Origin of the sequence: Agromyces mangrovi (assembly GCF_030296695.1) — a bacterium.
Lineage (GTDB): Bacteria > Actinomycetota > Actinomycetes > Actinomycetales > Microbacteriaceae > Agromyces > Agromyces mangrovi.
The window spans coordinates 3,317,329-3,336,893 of the sequence record NZ_AP027737.1 but is presented as its reverse complement, the minus strand read 5'-3'; the positions used below and the strand labels follow the sequence as shown (position 1 = coordinate 3,336,893).

At 71.7% G+C, this 19,565-nt stretch carries 18 protein-coding genes, 1 tRNA gene and 1 pseudogene; 2 read left to right on the top strand and 18 right to left on the bottom strand.

Going from position 1 to position 19,565, the window contains the following annotated elements; translation table 11 throughout:
* Positions 1-13: 13 nt before the first annotated feature.
* The 9 genes from QUE38_RS15920 to dusB form a co-directional block, all read right to left on the bottom strand.
* Positions 14-319, bottom strand: coding sequence for an AzlD domain-containing protein (locus tag QUE38_RS15920; protein ID WP_286309295.1), 306 nt, complete (start codon positions 317-319; stop codon positions 14-16).
* Complete coding sequence (locus tag QUE38_RS15915; protein WP_286309294.1) at positions 316-1,050, bottom strand: AzlC family ABC transporter permease; 735 nt, start codon at positions 1,048-1,050, stop codon at positions 316-318. Before QUE38_RS15915 ends, QUE38_RS15920 begins: the two co-directional genes overlap by 4 nt.
* 89 nt (positions 1,051-1,139) lie before the next feature.
* Positions 1,140-2,951, bottom strand: coding sequence for an SLC13 family permease (locus QUE38_RS15910; protein WP_286309293.1), 1,812 nt, complete (start codon positions 2,949-2,951; stop codon positions 1,140-1,142).
* A gap of 91 nt (positions 2,952-3,042) precedes the next feature.
* Positions 3,043-3,118: transfer RNA gene (locus tag QUE38_RS15905), tRNA-Asn, on the bottom strand.
* 68 nt (positions 3,119-3,186) lie between these two features.
* A complete protein-coding gene (locus QUE38_RS15900) occupies positions 3,187-4,038 on the bottom strand; it encodes an ATP-binding cassette domain-containing protein (RefSeq protein WP_286309291.1) in 852 nt (283 codons plus the stop codon).
* A gap of 13 nt (positions 4,039-4,051) precedes the next feature.
* Complete coding sequence (locus QUE38_RS15895) at positions 4,052-5,680, bottom strand: ABC transporter substrate-binding protein (protein ID WP_286309289.1); 1,629 nt, start codon at positions 5,678-5,680, stop codon at positions 4,052-4,054.
* A 152-nt stretch (positions 5,681-5,832) separates the two neighbouring features.
* Entirely contained in the window at positions 5,833-7,707 is a 1,875-nt protein-coding gene (gene dnaG, locus QUE38_RS15890) for a DNA primase (protein WP_286309288.1), read from the bottom strand.
* Positions 7,708-7,767: 60 nt separating this feature from the next.
* Positions 7,768-9,045, bottom strand: a complete 1,278-nt coding sequence (locus QUE38_RS15885; RefSeq protein ID WP_286309286.1) for a deoxyguanosinetriphosphate triphosphohydrolase — start codon at positions 9,043-9,045, stop codon at positions 7,768-7,770.
* A gap of 2 nt (positions 9,046-9,047) precedes the next feature.
* Positions 9,048-10,202, bottom strand: coding sequence for a tRNA dihydrouridine synthase DusB (gene dusB, locus QUE38_RS15880; protein ID WP_286309285.1), 1,155 nt, complete (start codon positions 10,200-10,202; stop codon positions 9,048-9,050).
* A 94-nt stretch (positions 10,203-10,296) separates the two neighbouring features.
* On the opposite strand from dusB, the gene QUE38_RS15875 reads away from it, so the two are divergent.
* Complete coding sequence (locus tag QUE38_RS15875) at positions 10,297-10,782, top strand: aminoacyl-tRNA deacylase (protein ID WP_286309283.1); 486 nt, start codon at positions 10,297-10,299, stop codon at positions 10,780-10,782.
* Entirely contained in the window at positions 10,779-11,216 is a 438-nt protein-coding gene (locus QUE38_RS15870; RefSeq protein ID WP_286309281.1) for an Imm63 family immunity protein, read from the top strand. The genes QUE38_RS15875 and QUE38_RS15870 overlap by 4 nt, the downstream gene beginning before the upstream one ends.
* Before the next feature lie 47 nt (positions 11,217-11,263).
* On the opposite strand, the gene QUE38_RS15865 is transcribed toward QUE38_RS15870, so the two are convergent.
* The 9 genes and pseudogenes from QUE38_RS15865 to QUE38_RS15825 form a co-directional block, all read right to left on the bottom strand.
* Complete coding sequence (locus QUE38_RS15865; protein ID WP_286309279.1) at positions 11,264-11,428, bottom strand: hypothetical protein; 165 nt, start codon at positions 11,426-11,428, stop codon at positions 11,264-11,266.
* A complete protein-coding gene (locus QUE38_RS15860) occupies positions 11,425-12,087 on the bottom strand; it encodes a DsbA family oxidoreductase (protein WP_286309277.1) in 663 nt (220 codons plus the stop codon). The genes QUE38_RS15865 and QUE38_RS15860 overlap by 4 nt, the downstream gene beginning before the upstream one ends.
* A 77-nt stretch (positions 12,088-12,164) precedes the next feature.
* On the bottom strand, positions 12,165-12,971 hold the full coding sequence (locus QUE38_RS15855) for an isoprenyl transferase (RefSeq protein WP_286309275.1): 807 nt from the start codon (positions 12,969-12,971) through the stop codon (positions 12,165-12,167).
* Entirely contained in the window at positions 12,968-13,705 is a 738-nt protein-coding gene (recO, locus tag QUE38_RS15850) for a DNA repair protein RecO (protein WP_286309274.1), read from the bottom strand. The genes QUE38_RS15855 and recO overlap by 4 nt, the downstream gene beginning before the upstream one ends.
* A gap of 112 nt (positions 13,706-13,817) precedes the next feature.
* Positions 13,818-15,593, bottom strand: a complete 1,776-nt coding sequence (leuA, locus tag QUE38_RS15845) for a 2-isopropylmalate synthase (RefSeq protein WP_286309273.1) — start codon at positions 15,591-15,593, stop codon at positions 13,818-13,820.
* Between the two features lie 224 nt (positions 15,594-15,817).
* A complete protein-coding gene (era, locus tag QUE38_RS15840; protein WP_286309271.1) occupies positions 15,818-16,726 on the bottom strand; it encodes a GTPase Era in 909 nt (302 codons plus the stop codon).
* Positions 16,719-18,035, bottom strand: coding sequence for a hemolysin family protein (locus QUE38_RS15835; protein WP_286309268.1), 1,317 nt, complete (start codon positions 18,033-18,035; stop codon positions 16,719-16,721). Before QUE38_RS15835 ends, era begins: the two co-directional genes overlap by 8 nt.
* Before the next feature lie 2 nt (positions 18,036-18,037).
* Entirely contained in the window at positions 18,038-18,499 is a 462-nt protein-coding gene (gene ybeY, locus QUE38_RS15830) for an rRNA maturation RNase YbeY (protein ID WP_286309265.1), read from the bottom strand.
* A pseudogene (locus tag QUE38_RS15825) lies at positions 18,496-19,520 on the bottom strand (PhoH family protein). Before QUE38_RS15825 ends, ybeY begins: the two are co-directional and overlap by 4 nt.
* Between the last annotated feature and the right edge of the window lie 45 nt (positions 19,521-19,565).

The window sequence follows — 19,565 nt, the reverse complement described above, 5'->3', positions numbered from 1 at the left end:
TCGCGTCCCTCGCTCAGGTGACGGCGCGGATGCCCGCTGCCACCGCCGCGGCCGCCGCGACCACGAGCACGAACGGCACCCGCACCGCGTAGAGCGCGGCGGCCACGATGAGCGCGGGGATGCGCGCGTCGACCACGAGCGCCTGCCCGGCGCCGAGCGTCTGCACGGCGATGAGCGCGGCGAGCAGCGCGATCGTGAGGAGGTCGGCAATGCGTGCGGGGCGCTCGCGCTCGAGGAACCCCGCGGGCACGAGGTAGCCGGCGAACTTGAGCGCTGCGCAGGCGACCGAGGCGATCAGCACCGTGTGCCACAGCGTCATGCGGGCACCTCCGGCACACGGCGGCGACCGAACAGGTTCCACCAGCCGACGACGACCGCGACCACGGCCGCGACGAGCACCGGCAGGCCCGGCGCGAGCACGGGCGTCGTCAGCGCGGCGACGACGGCCGCCGCGGCCGCGACGGCGCCCGCCTGCACCGACTTCAGTCGCGGCCAGAGCAACCCCAGGAAGGCGGCGGCCGCGGCCGCGTCCAACCCCCAGGCCGACGTGTCGCCGAGCGCGTCGCCGATGAGCGCGCCGAGGAGCGTCGTGAGGTTCCACCCCACGTAGATCGCCGCCCCGGTGGCCCAGAATCCGACGCGCTGCAGCGACGGCACGCGCTGCGCGAGGGCCACGGCGACCGACTCGTCGATGGTCCACCACGGCGCGACGACGCGCTTCCACCCCGTCGGCTGCACGATGGGCGCCATGCGCATGCCGTAGACCACGTTGCGGAGCCCGAGCATCACCGAACTCGCGATCGCCGCCGGTCCCGCGGCGGCCCCGCCCGCCGCGATCACGCCGACGAGCGCGAACTGCGACCCGCCCGTGAACATGACGAGGCTGAGCACGCACGCCTGCCAGACGTCGAGCCCCGCGGCCACCGCCAGCGCACCGAACGAGATGCCGTAGGCGGCCGTCGCGAGCCCTACGGCGAGGCCGTCGCGCACGACGCGGGCCCGGGCACGGGGGTCGACCTCGGGGGCATCCGTCGCGCCCTCATCGACCATCGCCTCCGCCCCCAGGTGCCTCATCCGTACGCGACGAGAACCGAACCTACACCACGCGCGCACACCCTCCGCGCGGCGGGGACACGCGCTCAGTACGGCAGCAGGATCGGCACGAGGAAGACGCTCACGACCAGCACGATCGCGGTGAACGGCACGCCGACGCGCACGAAGTCGCCGAACCGGTACCGCCCGGGTTCGACCACCAGCGTGTTCACCGGCGACGACACCGGCGTCATGAAGGCCGACGACGCCGCCAGGATCACGATCATGGCGAACGGGTACGGCGAGACGCCGAGGTGCTCGGCGGTCGTGATCGCGATCGGAGCCATGAGCACGGCGGTCGCGGTGTTCGACACGAACAGTCCGATGACGGCCGTCGTCGCGAACAGCGCCATGAGCAGCACGCGCGGCCCCGCGTCGCCGAACGCCGACAGCAGCGCGTCGGCCGCGAGGTCGATGCCGCCGGTCACCTCGAGCGCCTGCGCGAAGGGCAGCATGCCCGCGATGAGCAGCAGCGTCGGCCAGTGGATCGCCCGGTACGCGGCGGGCATGGTGATCGCCCCCGACAAGCCCATGAGCAGGGCGCCGATCAGCCCGGCGATGACGTTCGGCACCACCCCCGTGACCATGAGCAGCACCATGACGCCGACGCTCGCCAGCGCGAACGGGGCGCGATCGGCGGCCGGGGCGACCTCGTCGACCTCCGCCGGCAGGTCGAGCGCGAGGTAGTCGCGCTTCGCCTCCTGCAGGCGGTGCACGGCGTCCCACCCTCCGGTCACGAGCAGCGTGTCGCCGGCCCGGAGGCGCTGGTCGCCGAAGCCGCTGTCGGCGGCGTGCCCCGCGTGGCGCACGCCGAGCACCGTGAGGTCGTGCTCGGTGCGGAAGCGCAGGTCGCGGACGCTGCGGCCGACGGCGGCGGAATCGGGTGCGACCATCACCTCCGCCATGCCGACCTGTCGCGAGTACGACTCGAAGAAGTCGCCGGGCAGGTCGACCTCCTCGAGGTGCAGCCGCGCCAGCTCGGTCGCGCCCGGCGCGATGTCGAGCACGAGGGTGTCGCCGCGCGCCACCGTCGCGTCGCCCGACGTGGCGAGGCTCGTGCCGCGGAGGAACCGACGTCGTTCGAGGGCGAGCACGGAGCTCGGCGCGTCGTCGAACACGATTCCCGACAGCGGCACGCCGACGAGCGGCGAACCCGACCCGACGAGATAGCGCCCGGTGCGCCGGTCGACCCCGTAGTCGCCGACGAGCGTGCGGAACGTGCGGCGGGAGGCGGTCGCGACACCCGCCCCGCCGTCGCCGAGCATCCGTTGCGCGAACAGCATGTAGCCGATGCCGAGGGCGAGGACGACGAGGCCGAACGGCGTGACGCTGAAGAAGTCGAAGCCCTCGTTGCCGTGGCGCTGCAGCTCGGCGTCGACCACCAGGTTCGGCGCGGTGGCGATGAGCGTGAGCATGCCGGAGATGAGCCCGGCGAAGCTCAACGGCATCATCAGCTGGCGCGGCGACATGCCGGTGCGCGCCGCGATGCTCAGCACGACCGGGATGAAGATCGCCACCACGCCGGTCGAGCTCATGACCGCGCCGAGCAGCGCCACCGAGAGCATGAGCAGCACGATCAGCCGGGTCGCGCTCGCACCCGCCCGGTCGGCGAGCCAGTCCCCCAGGCGGTACGTGACGCCCGTGCGCGAGAGCCCCTCGCCCACGACGAACAGCGCCGCGATGAGGATGACGTTCGGGTCGGCGAACCCGGCGAGGGTCTCCGGAACGGTCAGCACGCCCGTGAGCGGCAGCGCGACCACCACGAGCACCGCGACCACGTCCATGCGGGGGCGCCCGATGGCGAACAGCGCGATCGCGGCGGCGAGCAGCGCGAGCACGAGCAGCAGTTCACCGTTCACGTGCAGCACTCCCCCGAGGCATCCGTCGTCGGCAGCAGACTATCGGGAGACGACGAACGCCCCCGCGACCGGAGTCGTGAGGGCGTTCAGGTGGCTCCTCCACTTGGACTCGAACCAAGAACCTATCGGTTAACAGCCGATTGCTCTGCCAATTGAGCTATGGAGGATCGCGCGAGGGCCTCAGCTACTTTAGCAAACGCGGGCCCGCGTTCCCAATCGAGGCCACCCCCGCCGGTCAGGCGGTCGCGTCGTCGAGCAACTCCTCCGGGATGTCGCGGAAATACGCCTCGGAGAGGCGCTTGACGTACGGGTGGATGGGGTCGTCGAGCACCTCCTCCAGGGTGCCGAGCGCGACCATCTCGCCGTGGTCGAGCACGGCGATGCGGTCGGCGATGCGATCGAGCACCGCGAGGTCGTGGCTCACGACGAGCGCGGAGAACGCGCGCTCGCGCTGGATCTCGCCGATCAGGTCGACGACGGCGTCGCGCACGGTCACGTCGATGCCCGCGGTCGGGTCGTCGGCGATCAGCAGCGTCGGCTCGAGGATGAGCGAGCGCGCGAGCGCGACGCGCTGGCGCTGGCCGCTCGACAGCTCGTACGGGAACTTCGGCATCATGTCGAGCGGGAGGCGCACGGCGTCGACCATGGCGGCCACCTTGGCGGTCAGCGCGCGCCGCGAGTAGCGCTGGTCGCGCAGTAGCACGGGCTCGCCGACGATCTCGGCGACCGTGCGATCGGGCGTCAGCCGGGACGCGCCGTCCTGCGCGAGGTGCCCGACGTCGAACGCGAGCTCGACGGCCTTGCGCCGGCCGAGGCCGCGCATGCGGTAGCCGAGCACGGTCGCCTCGCCGCCGGTGATGACCGGGGACGCGCGGTGCGCCTCGTGCAGGTGGTCGCCCGCGAGCACGTTGGCCACCGTGGACTTGCCCGATCCGGCCGCACCGAGCAGCCCGACGACCTCGCCGGGCGCGACGTCGAGCGTGAACCCGCGCACCGCCACGAAGGCGGGGCTCGCACCGTGGGGCGGATACTCGATCGTCAGGTCGCTCGCGCTGATGGGGTATCCGTGGGCTGCTCCGTGGGTCACGTCACCCACCCTCTCACGGCACGGCCAGGGCGCCGTAGCGGAACGTCAGCGACGCGTCGAGCGTCTGCTCGAGGCCGGTGACGTCGGTGCCCGCGACGACGGTCTGCGCCCCCTGCAGCACCGGCAGCGACGGCAGGTCGTCGGCCACGAGCTCCTGGATCTCCTCGATCAGCGCGACCCGCTCGTCGGCGTCGGCCTCGGTCGCCTGGGCGATGATGAGGTCGGTCACCTCGTCGTTCTCGTAGTGGTTCGCGAGGTAGCCGTCGGGCAGGAAGAACGGCGTCAGGTAGTTGTCGGCGTCCGGGTAGTCGGGGAACCAGCCGAGCTGGTAGGCCGGGTACGCGTCGGCGATGCGCTGCTCGCTGAACTCCTCCCACTCCGCACCCTCGAGGGTCACGGCGAACAGGCCGTCCGCCTCGAGCTGCTCGGTGATGGCGGCGAACTCGGCCTCCGAGTCGGGACCGTACCGATCGGTCACGTACTGCAGGTCGAGGGCGACCGGGGTCTGGACGCCGGCCTCCTCGAGGCGTGCCGCCGCGGCATCCGCATCGGGCCCGCCCGAGCCGTCGCCGTAGCGCTCGAGCAGCGACTCGGTCGCGCCCGGCAACCCGGTCGGCACGAACGACTGCAGCGGCGTGAACGTGCCGAGGTACACGTCGTCCGAGAGGGCCGAGCGGTCGATCAGGTCGGCGACCGCCTGGCGCACCGCGAGCGCCTGCTCCTCGTCGGCGTCCTCCGTCTGGGCGCCGAACGGCATGGTGTCGAGGTTGAACACGATGAAGCGGATCTCGCCCCCGGGACCGTCGACGACCTGCACCGCGTCGCTCTCGCGCAGCTCGGCGAGGTCGGTCGGCGACAGCGTGCGGTGCGCGACGTCGATGTCGCCCTCCTCGACGTGCAGCCGCAGCTCGGAGGCGTCGTCGTAGTACGTGACCTCGACGACCTCGGTCGCGGCGGGGCCGAGCAGGCCCGCGTAGTCGGGGTTCGCACGGTAGGTGACCTGCTCGTCGGGCAGGAACTCCTCGATGACGTACTGGCCGGCGAACGGCGCGCCCTCGACGATCTCCGCGTCGGGCGTGACCGCATCGGCGGCGAACACGTCCTCGTCGACGATCGGCCCGACCGGGCTCGACAGGATGAACGGGAAGATCTGGTCGTCTTCGGTGAGCAGTTCGAAGACCACGGTGAGGTCGTCGGGCGCCTCGACGCCTGCGAGGTTGTACAGCAGCGAGGACGGGCCGTCTGCGTCGGCGATGGCGAGCTGCCGGTCGAAGCTGAACTTCACGTCCGACGACGTCAGGGCATTGCCGTTGGCGAACTCGAGCCCCTCCTGCAGCGTCACAGTGTACTCGGTCGGCGAGGTGAACTCGGCCGACTCGGCGATGTCGGGCTCGACCTCCGAACTGCCGTACGGCGAGCTCAGCAGGAACGGGTAGACCTGGCTCATCACCTGGAACGACCCGTTGTCGTACGAACCCGCCGGGTCGATGCTCGTCACCCGCTCGGTCGTGCCGATGGTGATCGTCGCGTCGCCCTCGGCGTCGTCGACCTCGCCCGCGGTGCACCCCGCGAGCACGAGCACGGCGACGGACCCCGCCGCGACGACACCGCCACGGCGTGCGATTGCGGCTGCACGAGTCATGTGCACTCGCCTCCCCCTGCGTGCGGAGGGCGCGACCGAACGGTCGCACGAACGTTCCCCCAGTCGCTACCCTAGCCAGTCGGCCGCGGGCGGACGCCCAGCGTGTTCTCAGGGGCGAGCGGATGCCCCTGGGCCGGCGCACCCTCCGGAGCTCACTCCTGCCGAAGCGACCGCCGGTCGGCCTCGACGGCCACGAGCGCGCGCTGCACCGACGCGTAGGCGTCGCGATCCGTCGCATCCGTGCGCTGCAGCCGGCCCAGCAGCTCGGCCTTCTGTCGCAGCAGCTCGCGATCGACGAGCGAGGTGACGACGCCGCTCACGTAGGCGGCGAGCTCGCGCTCGCTGCGCTCGGGAATGGGCGCGACGGCCAGCTGGTGCACGAGGCCGGCGAACGTGGGCGGCACCTCCGTGACCACTCGGGCGACGAGCTCGCGCGTGCCGCCCGAGGCGAACGCCGCGGAGACCCCGTCGCGCACGACCGCGAGGGCCTGGTTGCCGAAGCGGCAGTCGACGGCCTGGCGCAGCAGGTGCTCGCCCACCTGGTCGGGGTGCTGCAGCACGGCCTGCAGCGCATCGCGCTCGAGGCGGGTGGCGGGGTCGGGCGGCAGGTCCGTGATCGAGTACGGCCGCTCGGCGGGGGCGGCGGATGCCTCGGGCTCGCCCTGCGCACCGCCGCGCGACTCGCGGCCGGGCGCCTGCCGCGCTCCCCCGCCGCGGCCCGCGGCCTGCACGGCGCGCTGCACCTCGCCGAGGTCGGTGCCGAGCATGCGGGCGAGCTCGCGCGCGTAGCCGGGCCGGAGCGACGGGTCGCGGATCTCGGCGACGACCGGTGCGGCGGCCCGCAGCGCGGCCACGCGGCCCTCGACCGTCTCGAGGTCGTACTGGTCGAGGGTGTGGCGGATCACGAACTCGAACATCGGGGTCTTGCGCTCGATGAGCCCGCGCACGGCGCCGTCGCCCCGCTCGATGCGCAGGTCGCACGGGTCGAGTCCCTCGGGAGCGACCGCGACGAACGTCTGCGCGGCGAAGCGCTTCTCCTCGCCGAAGGCGCGCATCGCGGCCTTCTGCCCCGCGGCATCCGGATCGAAGGTGAAGATCACCTCGCCGAGCCCGCTGTCGTCGCCGAGCACACGCCGCAGCACGGTGATGTGATCGGGGCCGAACGCGGTGCCGCAGGTCGCGACCGCGGTCGTGACGCCCGCGAGGTGGCACGCCATGACATCGGTGTAGCCCTCGACGACGACCACGCGCCTCCCGCGGGAGATGTCGCGCTTGGCGAGGTCGAGCCCGTAGAGCACCTGCGCCTTGTGGTACACCGGCGTCTCGGGGGTGTTCAAGTACTTGGGGCCCTTGTCGTCGTCGAGCAGACGCCTGGCGCCGAACCCGACCGTCTGGCCCGTGATGTCGCGGATGGGCCAGACCAGCCGTCCGCGAAACCGGTCGTAGTGGCCGCGATCGCCGCTCGAGACGAGCCCCGCCGCGGCGATCTCGTCGTCGCGGAAGCCCTTGCCGCGCAGGTGCTTCAGCAGCGCGTCCCAGCTCTTCGGCGCGTAGCCGACGCCGAAGCGGCGGGCGGCCTCGGCGTCGAACCCGCGCTGGCCGAGGAACTTCCGGCCCGGGTCGGCGTCGGGGGCGCCGAGCCGCTCGACGAAGAACTCGGCCGCCGCCTGGTTCGCGGCGAGCAGCCGGGCACGGTTGCCGTGCTCCTCGGCGCGCCCGCCGTCCTCGTAGTGCAGTTCGTAGGCGATGCGGCCCGCGAGGCGCTCGACGGCCTCGGTGAAGGTGACGTGGTCCATCCTCTGGAGGAACGTGTACACGTCGCCCGACTCGCCGCAGCCGAAGCAGTGGTAGTAGCCGAGCTGCGGCCGCACGTGGAAGCTCGGGCTGCGCTCGTCGTGGAACGGGCAGAGGCCCTTCATCGACCCCACGCCCGCCGACTTCAGGCTCACGTGCTCGCCCACGATGTCGGCGATGTTCGTGCGGGCCTTCACTTCCTCGACATCGCTCTGTCGAATGCGGCCCGCCATGGAGTCGATCCTAGCCAGCGCGGCGGGCCCGGAGGCCGCCCGCCGGGCATCGGCTCGCCGTCACGCCTGTGGAGGGGTCGACCCGCGCTGCACGAGCCGCTCGTACCAGGCCAGCGCCGACTGGTCGGTGAGGCTCGCGACCTGGTCGACGATGACGCGCTTGCGCGCCCCGTCGTCGACCGCGGCACGCCAGTCGGCGGCGAACCCGACGTCGAGGTGCCGGTCGCCGGTGGCGAGCAGCAGGTCGGCCAGGTCGGCGAGGATGCGGCGCTGCTGGGCGTACACCGGCTGCCGGGCGTTGGTCGCCATGACGAACGTCGCGACGATGCCCTTCATGACGGCGATCTCGGCGCGGATCTCTTGCGGCACCACGACGTCGGCGTCGAAGCGGATGAGGCTCGCCATGGGGAACGCCGCCCGCGTGGCATCCGTCGCCACGTTCGCGAACCGGCCGATCACCTGGCTGGCGAAGTTCTTCAGCCGTCCCTGCTCGACGCGCGATCCGCTCCACTCGCGCGGCCACAGCTCCATCGCGGCGAGCCGGTCGAACGCCTCGGCCAGCTCGTCGGCAGAGACCGAGCCACCCACCCAGTCGCCCATCGACGCGATCAGCGAGTCGTGGTCGTCGCGCGCGTTCAGCGCGGCGACGTCGATGAAGCCGTTCACGATGGCGTCCTCGAAGTCGTGCACCGAGTACGCGATGTCGTCGGAGAGGTCCATGACCTGCGCCTCGATGCACAGGCGCCGGGCGGGCGCGCCGCGCCGCATCCACTCGAACACGTCGGCGTCGTCGGCGTAGAATCCGAACTTCTGCCGGCCGCTCGGGTCGGCCACCGAGCTCGCCGCAGCCCACGGGTACTTGCAGCTCGCGTCGAGGCTCGCGCGCGTGAGGTTCAGCCCGAAGGGCTGACCGTCGTCGCCGAACACCTTCGGCTCGAGGCGGGTGAGGATGCGCAGGGTCTGCGCGTTGCCCTCGAACCCGCCGACGTCGGCGGCCCACTCGTTGAGGCCGTGCTCGCCGTTGTGCCCGAACGGCGGGTGCCCGAGGTCGTGCGCGAGGCACGCCGTGTCGACGACGTCGGGCGACAGGCCGAGGCTCGCCCCGAGCTCGCGGCCGACCTGCGCCACCTCGAGCGAGTGCGTGAGGCGGTTGCGAGCGAAGTCGAGACCGAGCGTGGGGCTCAGCACCTGCGTCTTCGCGGCGAGTCGCCGCAGCGAGCTCGAGTGCAGCAGGCGGGCACGGTCGCGCTCGAAGTCGCCCCGGCGGCTGTACTGCTCCTCCGGATGGCGCCGTTCGGTGTCGGCGTCGTCGTACCCGCCGAAGAGTCGATCGCGCACGCCTACCCGCCGCTCGTGTCGAGTTCGGCGTCGACGAGGCGCGCCCGGTCGTCGCCCACCAGCTCGCGCGAGTCGAGCCAGCCGTCGGGCAGTGCGGGGCGCTTCGGCGTGCCGGCGCGGCCGCGCGGCCCCTCGGCGCCCTCGCCCGGGTACGGCGTGTCGGCGTCGAGCGTGCCGAGCAGCTCGTCGAGCTGGGCGAGCGACTCGACGGTCGCGAGCTTCGCGCGCAGCTCGCCGCCCACCGGGTACCCCTTGAAGTACCAGGCGACGTGCTTGCGGATGTCGCGGCAGCCGCGCTCCTCCGACTCGAAGAACTCCGCGAGCAGCTCGGCGTGGCGACGGAACGCCGTGGCGACCTCGCCGAGCGACGGCTCGGCCTTGCGGTGCCCGCCGCGGAACGCCGAGGCCAGGTCGCCGAAGAGCCACGGCCGCCCGAGGCATCCGCGCCCCACGACGACCCCGTCGCAGCCGGTCTCGTCGACCATGCGCAACGCGTCGTCGGCCGACCAGATGTCGCCGTTGCCGAGCACCGGCACGCTCGTGACGGTCTCCTTGAGCTTCGTGATCGCCGACCAGTCGGCCTGGCCGCTGTAGAACTCGCTCGCCGTGCGGGCGTGCAGGGCGACGGATGCCACGCCGGCACCCTCCGCGATGCGCCCGGCCTCCAGGTAGGTGAGGTGGTCGCCGTCGATGCCCTTGCGCATCTTGATCGTGAGCGGCACGTCGCCCGCGGCGCGCGTCGCGCCCTCGACGATCGCACGGAACAGGTCGGTCTTCCACGGCAGCGCGGCCCCGCCGCCCTTGCGGGTGACCTTCGGCACGGGGCATCCGAAGTTCAGGTCGATGTGGTCGGCCCGGTCCTCGGCGACCAGCATCGTGACGGCCTCGGCGACCGTCTTCGGGTCGACGCCGTACAGCTGGATCGAGCGCGGCGTCTCCGACTCGTGGTGGCGGATGAGGCGCATCGACTCGGGCGTGCGCTCGACGAGCGCGCGGCTCGTGATCATCTCGCTCACGTACAGGCCCGCGCCGTACTCGCGGCACAGCCGCCGGAACGCGGTGTTCGTGATGCCCGCCATCGGCGCGAGCACGACGGGCACCTCGAGCTCGATCGGGCCGATCGAGAGCGGGCGTACAGGAGTGGTGGTCGTTGGCATCGCTCTCGATTCTCCCAGACGACGCGGGCGTTCCGGTCCGGTGCGGGTCGGCGGCACGTAGGATTCGGGCAGATCGAGTGCGGGGAGGACGCGGATGCCACGGTTCGAGGGACTCACTGGTGTCGAGCGCGTGCGCGCCGACGCCGCCGAACGCGGACTCGAGATCGACGTGATCGAGCGGCCCGCAGCACGCAGCCTCGAGGAGGCGGCCGAGCTGCTCGGCATCACGCCCGGCGACATCGTGAAATCGCTCGTCGTGAAGCGCAGCGACGGCACCTACGTCTTCGCGCTGGTGCCCGGCGGCCGGAAGATCTCGTGGCCGAAGCTGCGGGCGCTGCTCGGCGTGAACAAGCTGCGCCTGCCCGAGGCGTCGCTCGCACTCGAGGCGACCGGCTACGAGCGCGGAACGATCACGCCGCTCGGGTCGCACACCGAGTGGCCGGTCGTGGTGGACGAGGCAGTCGTGGGTCGCCGGGTGTCGATGGGCGCGGGCGAGCACGGCCGCAGCCTGTTCGTCGACGCCGACGGGCTGATCGCCGCGCTCGACGCGACGGTCGCCGACATCAGCGAGCCCGAGTGAGCGACGAGGCTGCGGGCGCCGCTCGCCTGCGGGAGGCGCTGGCAGCGATCGCCGAGTGCTACGAGCAGCTGCACTCGCTCACCGGAGAACAGGTGGCGTTCCGCGTCGGCGCCGAGAACCGCGACGCCGGCTATCCGTTCATCGAGGCCGACGGCAGCGGCTACCGCTATCTCGCCTTCGAGCGCGGCCGCGAGTGCCTGCGCCAGGAGACGCCGGACCTCGACGAACTGCTCTACTGGGTGATGGAGGGCGAGGTGCTCACGTTCGTGAAGCATCGTGAGCAGCGGACCCGCCCGCACGACTACAGGGGTGACACTCGCCGCCGATGGTTCCCCGAGCGCATTTCGCTCCTGCGGGCGCTCCGACCCGAGTGGGGCGAACGCGCCGAACGGGAGACCGAGCGGATCCTCGCCACCTACCCGTACCGGGACTGAGCGCGCCGAGGCACGCGCATCCCGCGCGTCCCACCCGGGGCGTGCGACTAGGAGTCGGCGGGCCCGAATCCGGGGACGATACAGGCGTCGCCCTCGCAGACGGCGGCGGACGGATCACCGGTCAGCATCGCGAGCGGGGCGGATGCAGGGGCATCCGTCGGCTCAGCCGCATCCGTCCGCACAGCAGCATCCGTCGCCTGCTCGCCACTCACGCGGCGGCCTCGCGCTCGCCGGCGACCTGGGTGAGTGCCTGGCTGAAGAGCTCGGCAGGCTGCGCGCCCGAGACGCCGTACTTGCCGTCGATGACGAAGAACGGCACGCCCTGGATGCCGTAGGCCGCGGCCTGCGCGATGTCGGCCTGCACGGCGGCGGCGTAGCGGCCCGAGTCGAGCGCCTCGCGCGCGGCATCCGCGTCGAGCCCCACCTCGGCGGCCAGCGCGACGAGCTCGTCGACGCGACCCACGTGGAGGCCGTCGACGAAGTACGCCTTGAGCAGCCGCTCCTTGAGCTCGAGCTGCAGGCCCTGCTCCTTCGCGAAGTGCAGCAGCTCGTGCGCCTGCAGCGTCTTGGTGTGCTGCAGCGCCTCGTAGTCGTACTCGAGCCCGGCGTTCGCGGCGATGCCCACGACGCGGTCGATCATGCCCTGCACCCGCTCGACCGGCAGGCGCTTGTGGCCGGCGAGGAAGTCGGCGGCGCTGCCCTCGAAGTCGACGGGCGTGTCGGGCGAGAGCTCGTACGAGTGGTACTCGATCTCCACCTCGGGGGCGTCGTCGCCGAGCGCGGCGATGCCCGACTCGAGGTTGCGCTTGCCGATGTAGCACCACGGGCAGGCGATGTCGGACCAGATGTCGATCTTGATGGGGGAACTCACGGTGAGGACCAACGGATGCGACGGGCGATCCATTCCCGCGCATCCATCGGGCCGGCTCCGCGACCGCGCACAGCGCGTCAGGCGGTGTCGGGCGTGTCCACCGCGCCGCCGAAGCGGCGGTTGCGCGTCGCGTAGAGCTCGATCGCCTGCCAGAGGTCGACCCGCGAGAAGTCGGGCCAGAGCGTGTCGAGGAAGACCATCTCGGCGTACGCCGACTGCCAGAGCAGGAAGTTCGACGTGCGCTGCTCCCCCGACGAGCGCACGAACAGGTCGACGTCGGGCATGTCGGGCACGTAGAGCCGCTTGGCGATGAGCTTCTCGCTCACGGCAGACGGGCGGATGCGGCCTGCTGCCACGTCGTCCGCGATCGAGCGCACCGCGTCGACGAGCTCGTTGCGCCCGCCGTAGTTGACGCACATCGTGAACTGCAGCCCGGTGTTGCCCGCCGTCAGCCGTTCGGCGTACTGCAGCTCGTCGACGACCGACTTCCACAGGCGCGGCTTGCGGCCCGCCCAGCGGATGCGGACGTTCCACTCGTTCAGCTGGTCGCGACGGCGGTGCAGCACGTCGCGGTTGTAGCCCATGAGGAAGCGCACCTCGTCGGGCGAACGCTTCCAGTTCTCGGTCGAGAACGCGTACACCGAGAGGTGCTTCACGCCCGCCTGGATCGCGCCCGCGACCACGTCGAGCAGCACCTCCTCCCCCGCCTTGTGCCCCTCGATGCGGGTGAGGCCCTGGCGGTTCGCCCATCGGCCGTTGCCGTCCATGACGATCGCGACGTGCTCGGGCACGGCGCCCTTCGGGAACGTGGGCGGCACGAGGCCGGTCCAGTCGATCGGGCGGTACGGCACCGCGTCCTTGTGGGTGTACGGCTTGGGACTCACGTGTGCTCCGGTTCGCGGCTGACGTGCGGCAGCGAGCGCAGGCCGCGCTCGAGGTGCCACTGGGTGTACGCGGCGACGATGCCGCTGGCCTGTGATCGCAGGCGCTCGCCGGCCGCATCGGCGTGCGCCCAGTCGCCCTCGAGCAGCGCGCCGAGCAGCGCGATCGTCTCGGCGCTCAGCCGCGGCGCGCCGGGCGGGGCGTCGTCGTCGCAGACCACGCCGCCGACCTGCACGACGACGGCGGTGTGGGGGCCGGGACGCCCGCAGCGGGCGCAGTCGGCGAAGCTCGGCGCCCAGCCGGCGATCGACAGCGCGCGCAGCAGGTACGAGTCGAGGGTGGCGGATGCCCCGTGCTCGCGCCGCGACAGCGACCGCAGCGCGCCGACCAGCAGGAGGTACTGCGGCGTGGAGGCCTCGGCCTCGCTCAGCCGGTCGGCCGTCTCGACCATGGCGTTCGCCGCCGTGTAGCTGGCGTAGTCGGCCGCGATCGGTGCGCCGTAGGCGCCGAGCGACTCGGCCTGCGTGATGACGTCGAGCGTGCGCCCCTCGTAGAACTGCAGGTCGGCGACCATGAACGGCTCGAGCCGCGACCCGAACTTCGAGGCGGTGCGGCGCACCCCGCGGGCGACCGCGCGCACCTTGCCGTGGCGCCGCGTCAGCAGCGTCACGATGCGGTCGGCCTCGCCCAGCTTGTGGGTGCGGAGGACGACCCCCTCATCTCGGTAGACGGGCACCACTCCAGTATCGCCGGTGCCGGCGTCATCGGGGCGCGGCCGGGCGGCCCGTCGGGCGCGCGTGTCCGCGCCCCGGGGGCATCCGCTCGCCCGGCCCCGACGGGCCGACCGCTCAGACCAGCGCGGGCTCCTCGAGCGCCGATTCGGCCACGTTCGTGCGCAGCGCACGGTTCACCGCCGAGACGACCGCCTTCAGCGACGCCGTCGAGATGTCGCCGTCGATGCCCACGCCCCACAGGGTGCGGCCGTCGACCTGCGCCTCCACGTACGCCGCCGCGAGTGCGTCGCCACCGGCCGACAGCGCGTGCTCCGCGTAGTCGAGCACCTTCACCTCGACGCCCTCGGAACCGAGCACCGAGAGGAACGCCGCGACGGGTCCGTTGCCCGAACCGTCGGCGTCGACCCGCTCCGCGCCGTCGCGCAGGCCCACGCGCACGCGCACCTCGCCCGACAGGTCGGACTCGCTGCGCATCGACAGCAGCTCGAAGCGGCCCCACTTGTCGTCGGGGCGCTCCTGCGGCGCGGGCAGGTACTCGTCGGTGAAGATCGACCAGATCTCGTCGCTCGTGACCTCGCCGCCCTCGGCGTCGGTCTTGGCCTGCACGACGCCCGAGAACTCGATCTGGAGGCGGCGCGGCAGCTCGAGCGCGTGGTCGGTCTTCAGCAGGTACGCGACGCCGCCCTTGCCCGACTGCGAGTTGACGCGGATCACGGCCTCGTAGTTGCGGCCGATGTCCTTCGGGTCGACCGGCAGGTACGGCACCGCCCAGTGCAGGTCGCCGACCCCGACGCCCACCTCGGCGGCGTGCGCCTCCATGGCCTCGAAGCCCTTCTTGATCGCGTCCTGGTGCGAGCCCGAGAACGCGGTGTAGACGAGGTCGCCGGCCCAGGGGCTGCGCTCGTGCACGGCCAGCTGGTTGCAGTACTCGGCCGTGCGCTTGATCTCGTCCATGTCGGAGAAGTCGATCTGCGGGTCGATGCCCTGCGTGAACAGGTTCATGCCCAGCGCCACCAGGTCGACGTTGCCGGTGCGCTCGCCGTTGCCGAAGAGGCATCCCTCGATGCGGTCCGCGCCGGCCATGTACCCCAGCTCGGCCGCCGCGACGGCGGTGCCGCGGTCGTTGTGCGGGTGCAGCGACAGGATCACGTGCTCGCGGAACGCCAGGTTGCGGCTCATCCACTCGATCGAGTCGGCGTACACGTTCGGCGTGGCCATCTCGACGGTCGCCGGCAGGTTGATGATGACGTTCCGCTCGGCGGTCGGCTCGAAGACCTCGAGCACCTGGTTGCAGACGTCGACCGCGAACTCGAGCTCGGTGCCGGTGTAGCTCTCGGGCGAGTACTCGTAGTAGACCGTGGTGCCGGGCACCGTGGCCTCCATCTCGCGGCACTTGCGCGCGCCGGCGAGGGCGATGTCGATGATGCCCTGCTTGTCGGTGCGGAACACGACCTCGCGCTGCAGCACGCTGGTCGAGTTGTACAGGTGCACGATGGCCTGCTTCGCGCCGCGGATCGACTCGTAGGTGCGCTCGATGAGGTGGTCGCGCGCCTGCGTCAGCACCTGGATGGTGACGTCGTCGGGGATCGCACCCTCGTCGATGAGGCTGCGCACGAAGTCGAAGTCGGTCTGGCTCGCGCTCGGGAACCCGACCTCGATCTCCTTGTAGCCCATGCGCACGAGCAGGTCGAACATGATGCGCTTGCGCTCGGGGCTCATCGGGTCGATGAGGGCCTGGTTGCCGTCGCGCAGGTCGACCGCGCACCAGCGCGGCGCCTTCTCGATGCGCTTGGCCGGCCAGGTGCGGTCGGGCAGGTCGACGCGGATCTGCTCGTGGAACGGACGGTACCGGTGCACGGGCATCGCGGTGGGCTTCTGGTTGTGCTGCATTGCTGGATTCTCGCTTCTCGCTGGTGGGGTGTCAGCCGACGACGAACTCCGCGACGAGTGAGGCCTGAGAACTAGGACTCGTCGCGGCAGCTAAGAAGAAGCAGGCCAGAGAACACGTTTCAAGGTTATCACCAGCCGTGCGGGCGGTGTCCAGCGCGGGCCGAGGCGAGCGGATGCCCCCGAGCCGGCGGCTCCCCCGCCGAACCGGCCGCCGGCCCGGCGCCTCAGAACCCGAGCCGCCCGAGCTGCTTCGGGTCGCGCTGCCAGTCCTTCGCGACCTTCACGTGCAAGGAGAGGAACACCCTCCGCCCGAGCAGCGGCTCGATCTGCGCGCGGGCCGTGGCGCCGACCGCCTTCAGGCGAGATCCGCCCTTGCCGATGATGATGCCCTTCTGGCTCTCGCGCTCGACGTAGAGGTTCGCGTAGACCTCGATGAGCGAGCCGTCCTCGCGTTCGATCATGTCGTCGACGGTGACGGCGATCGAGTGCGGCAGCTCGTCGGAGACGCCCTCGAGCGCGGCCTCGCGCACGTACTCGGCGATGCGCTCGACGGTCTCCTCGTCGGTGAGCGCGTCGGCCGGGTAGAGCGGCTGCGGCGACTCGGGCAGCATCGCGATGAGCTCGTCGACCAGCACGTCGAGCTGCTCGCCCCTCGGCGCCGAGACGGGCACGATGAGCTCCCACTCGCGCAGCTCCGACACGGCGAGCAGCTGCTCGGCGACCTTCGCCTTCGACGTGGCATCCGTCTTCGTCACGATCGCGACCTTGCGGGCGCGCGGGTAGTCGTCGAGCTGCTCGTTGATGAACCGGTCGCCCGGGCCGATGGCCTCGTTCGCCGGGAAGCACATGGCGATCACGTCGACGTCGCCGAGCGTCTCCTGCACGAGCGAGTTGAGGCGCTCGCCGAGCAGGGTGCGCGGGCGGTGCACGCCGGGGGTGTCGACCAGGATGAGCTGGCCATGGTCGCGGTGCACGATGCCGCGGATCGCGCGGCGGGTCGTCTGCGGCTTCGAGCTCGTGATGGCGACCTTCTCGCCGACGAGCGCGTTGGTGAGCGTGGACTTGCCCACGTTCGGCCGGCCCACGATCGAGACGAATCCCGCCCGGTAGCCGGGCTCCTCGGTGTCAGCCACGTGCACTCCTCCGTTCGTCGTCGGCTCCCTCGAACGCGCTCTGCGCGTCGATGAGCGCCTGGTCGCGCCACGCGATCACGGTGCTGAGGCGCTTGCGCCGGCCCTCGGTGCGGTCGGCGACCATGACCAGGCCGCTGAGGGTCGCCTGCTCGCCGAGCACCGGCAACCGGCCGAGCACCTTCGCGAACAGGCCGCCGACCGAGTCGACGTCCTCGTCGTCGAGTTCGATGCCGAACAGGTCGCCGAACTCGTCGACCGGCAGGCGTGCGCTCACGCGGTACCGGCCGCCGTCGAGCTCCTCGACCTCGACCACCTCGCGGTCGTACTCGTCGGAGATGTCGCCGACGAGCTCCTCGATGAGGTCCTCCATCGTGACGAGGCCCGCGATGCCGCCGTACTCGTCCACGATCATCGCGAGGTGGTTCGACTCGACCTGCATCTGGCGCAGCAGGGCATCCGCCTTCATCGACTCGGGCACGAACGCGGCCGGGCGCGCGATCTCTGCGATCTCGAGCTCGTCGGCGTCGAGCGGGCGCTCGAAGCCGAGGCGCGACAGGTCGCGCAGGTACAGCACGCCGACCACGTCGTCGACATCGTCGCGGATCACCGGGATGCGCGAGACGCCGGTCGCGTGGAACAGCCCCATGGCCTGCGTGAGGTGCGCATCCGCCTCGATCGTGATCATGTCGGTGCGCGGGATCATGATGGCGCGCACCACGGTCTCGTTGAACTCGAAGATCGAGTGGATGAGCTCGCGGTCGTCCTCCTCGAGCACGGCGTGCTCGGCGGCCTCGTCGACCATGCTGAGCAGCTGCTCCTCGGAGTCGACGCCGCCGAGGCGCGTGCGGCCCGGGGTGACCACGTTTCCGAGCCAGACGAGCCCGTCGGCGAGCGGACCGAGCAGCACGCGCGCGCCGCGCACGAGCGGAGCGGCGAGCCGCAGCACCGCGTCCGCGTGCGCGCGGCCGACGCTGCGCGGGCTCACGCCCACGAGCACGAACGACACGGCGGACATGAGCAGCGCGGCGAAGAGCAGCACGAGCCAGATGTTGTCGAGCACGCTCGCGAAGGCCAGGGTCACGAGCACGGCCGCCGCCATCTCGGCGGTGATGCGCAGGAAGTTCAGCGCGTTCAGGTGCGGGCCGGTGTCGTGCGCGATCGCGAGCAGGGCGCGCTTGGCGCGGGCGTACTCGGCCAGGTCTGCGAGATCGGCGCGCGAGGTCGAGGTGATCGCGGAGTCGACCGCGGCCAGCAGGCCGCCGAAGGCGACGAGCACGAATGCGGCGCCGCCGAGAAGCCAGGGTTCCATGCTCAGCGTCGCCGTTCCTGCATCGCGAATCCGACGAGGATGTCGCGCTGGATGCCGAACATCTCCTTCTCCTCCGCGGGCTCGGCGTGGTCGAATCCGAGCAGGTGCAGCAGCCCGTGGGCCGTGAGCAGCTGCAGCTCGTCGAGCAGCCCGTGGCCGGCCGTCTGGGCCTGCGCGGCCGCGACCTGGGGGCACAGCACGATGTCGCCGAGCAGTCCGGGCGGCGCCATGGCGTCCTCGGTGCCGGGCCGCAGCTCGTCCATCGGGAAGCTCAGCACGTCGGTGGGGCCGGGCTCGTCCATCCACTGCACGTGCAGCTGCTCCATGGCGCCCTCGTCGACGAGCACGATCGCGAGCTCGGCGTCGGCGTGCACGTGCAGCGCGTCGAGCGCGTACACCGCGAGCCGCTGCAGGGCCTCCTCGTCGACCTCGATGCCCGACTCGTTGTTGATCTCGATGCTCACGAGGTGCTCCTCCGCGGGGGCAGGTGGTCGCGCGGCCCGGACTGGCCGCGCCGCCGGTCGGCGCGATTGGCGAACTCGCGCGCCTGCTCGCGCTCGAAGCGCTGCGCCTGCTTCGTCTGGTCGTACTCGGTGTAGGCGTCGACGATGCGGCCGACGAGCGTGTGACGCACCACGTCGTCGCTCGTGAGGTTCGCGAAGTGGATGTCGTCGATGTTCCCGAGGATGCGCGTGACGAGCCGCAGGCCGCTCGCGCCGCCCGGCAGGTCGATCTGGGTCACGTCGCCGGTGACGACCATGCGCGAGCCGAAGCCGAGGCGGGTGAGGAACATCTTCATCTGCTCGGGCGTGGTGTTCTGCGCCTCGTCGAGCACGACGAACGAGTCGTTCAGCGTGCGGCCGCGCATGTACGCCAGCGGCGCGACCTCGACCGTGCCCGACGCGAGGAGCTTGGGCACCAGTTCGGGGTCCATCATCTCGTTCAGCGCGTCGTACAGCGGTCGCAGGTACGGGTCGATCTTGTCGGTGAGCGTGCCGGGCAGGAACCCGAGCCGCTCCCCGCCTCCACGGCCGGGCGGGTCAGGATGATGCGGTTGACCTCCTTGCGCTGCAGCGCCTGCACGGCCTTCGCCATGGCGAGGTAGGTCTTGCCGGTGCCGGCGGGGCCGATGCCGAACACGATGGTGTGGTCGTCGATCGCGTCGACGTACGCGCGCTGGCCGGCGGTCTTCGGGCGGATGGTCTTGCCGCGGCTCGACACGATCACCTGGCCGAGCAGCTCGGCGGGGCTCGACGCGGGGTCGGCGTCGAGCATGCGCGCCGACGTGCGCACCTCGGTCGGCGTGAGCTCCTGGCCGTTCCGCACGAGCTCGAGCAGCTCGAGCACGAGTCGCCGCACGGCCTCGACGCCGTCGGCCGGCCCGCGCAGGGCGATCTCGTTGCCGCGCACATGCACCTCGACGTCGGGGTACTCGTGCTCGATGCTCGTCAGCAGCCGGTCCTGCGGACCGAGCAGGCGCACCATGGCGACGCCGTCGACCGACAGCTGCGCCTCCGTGGGGCCCGACGC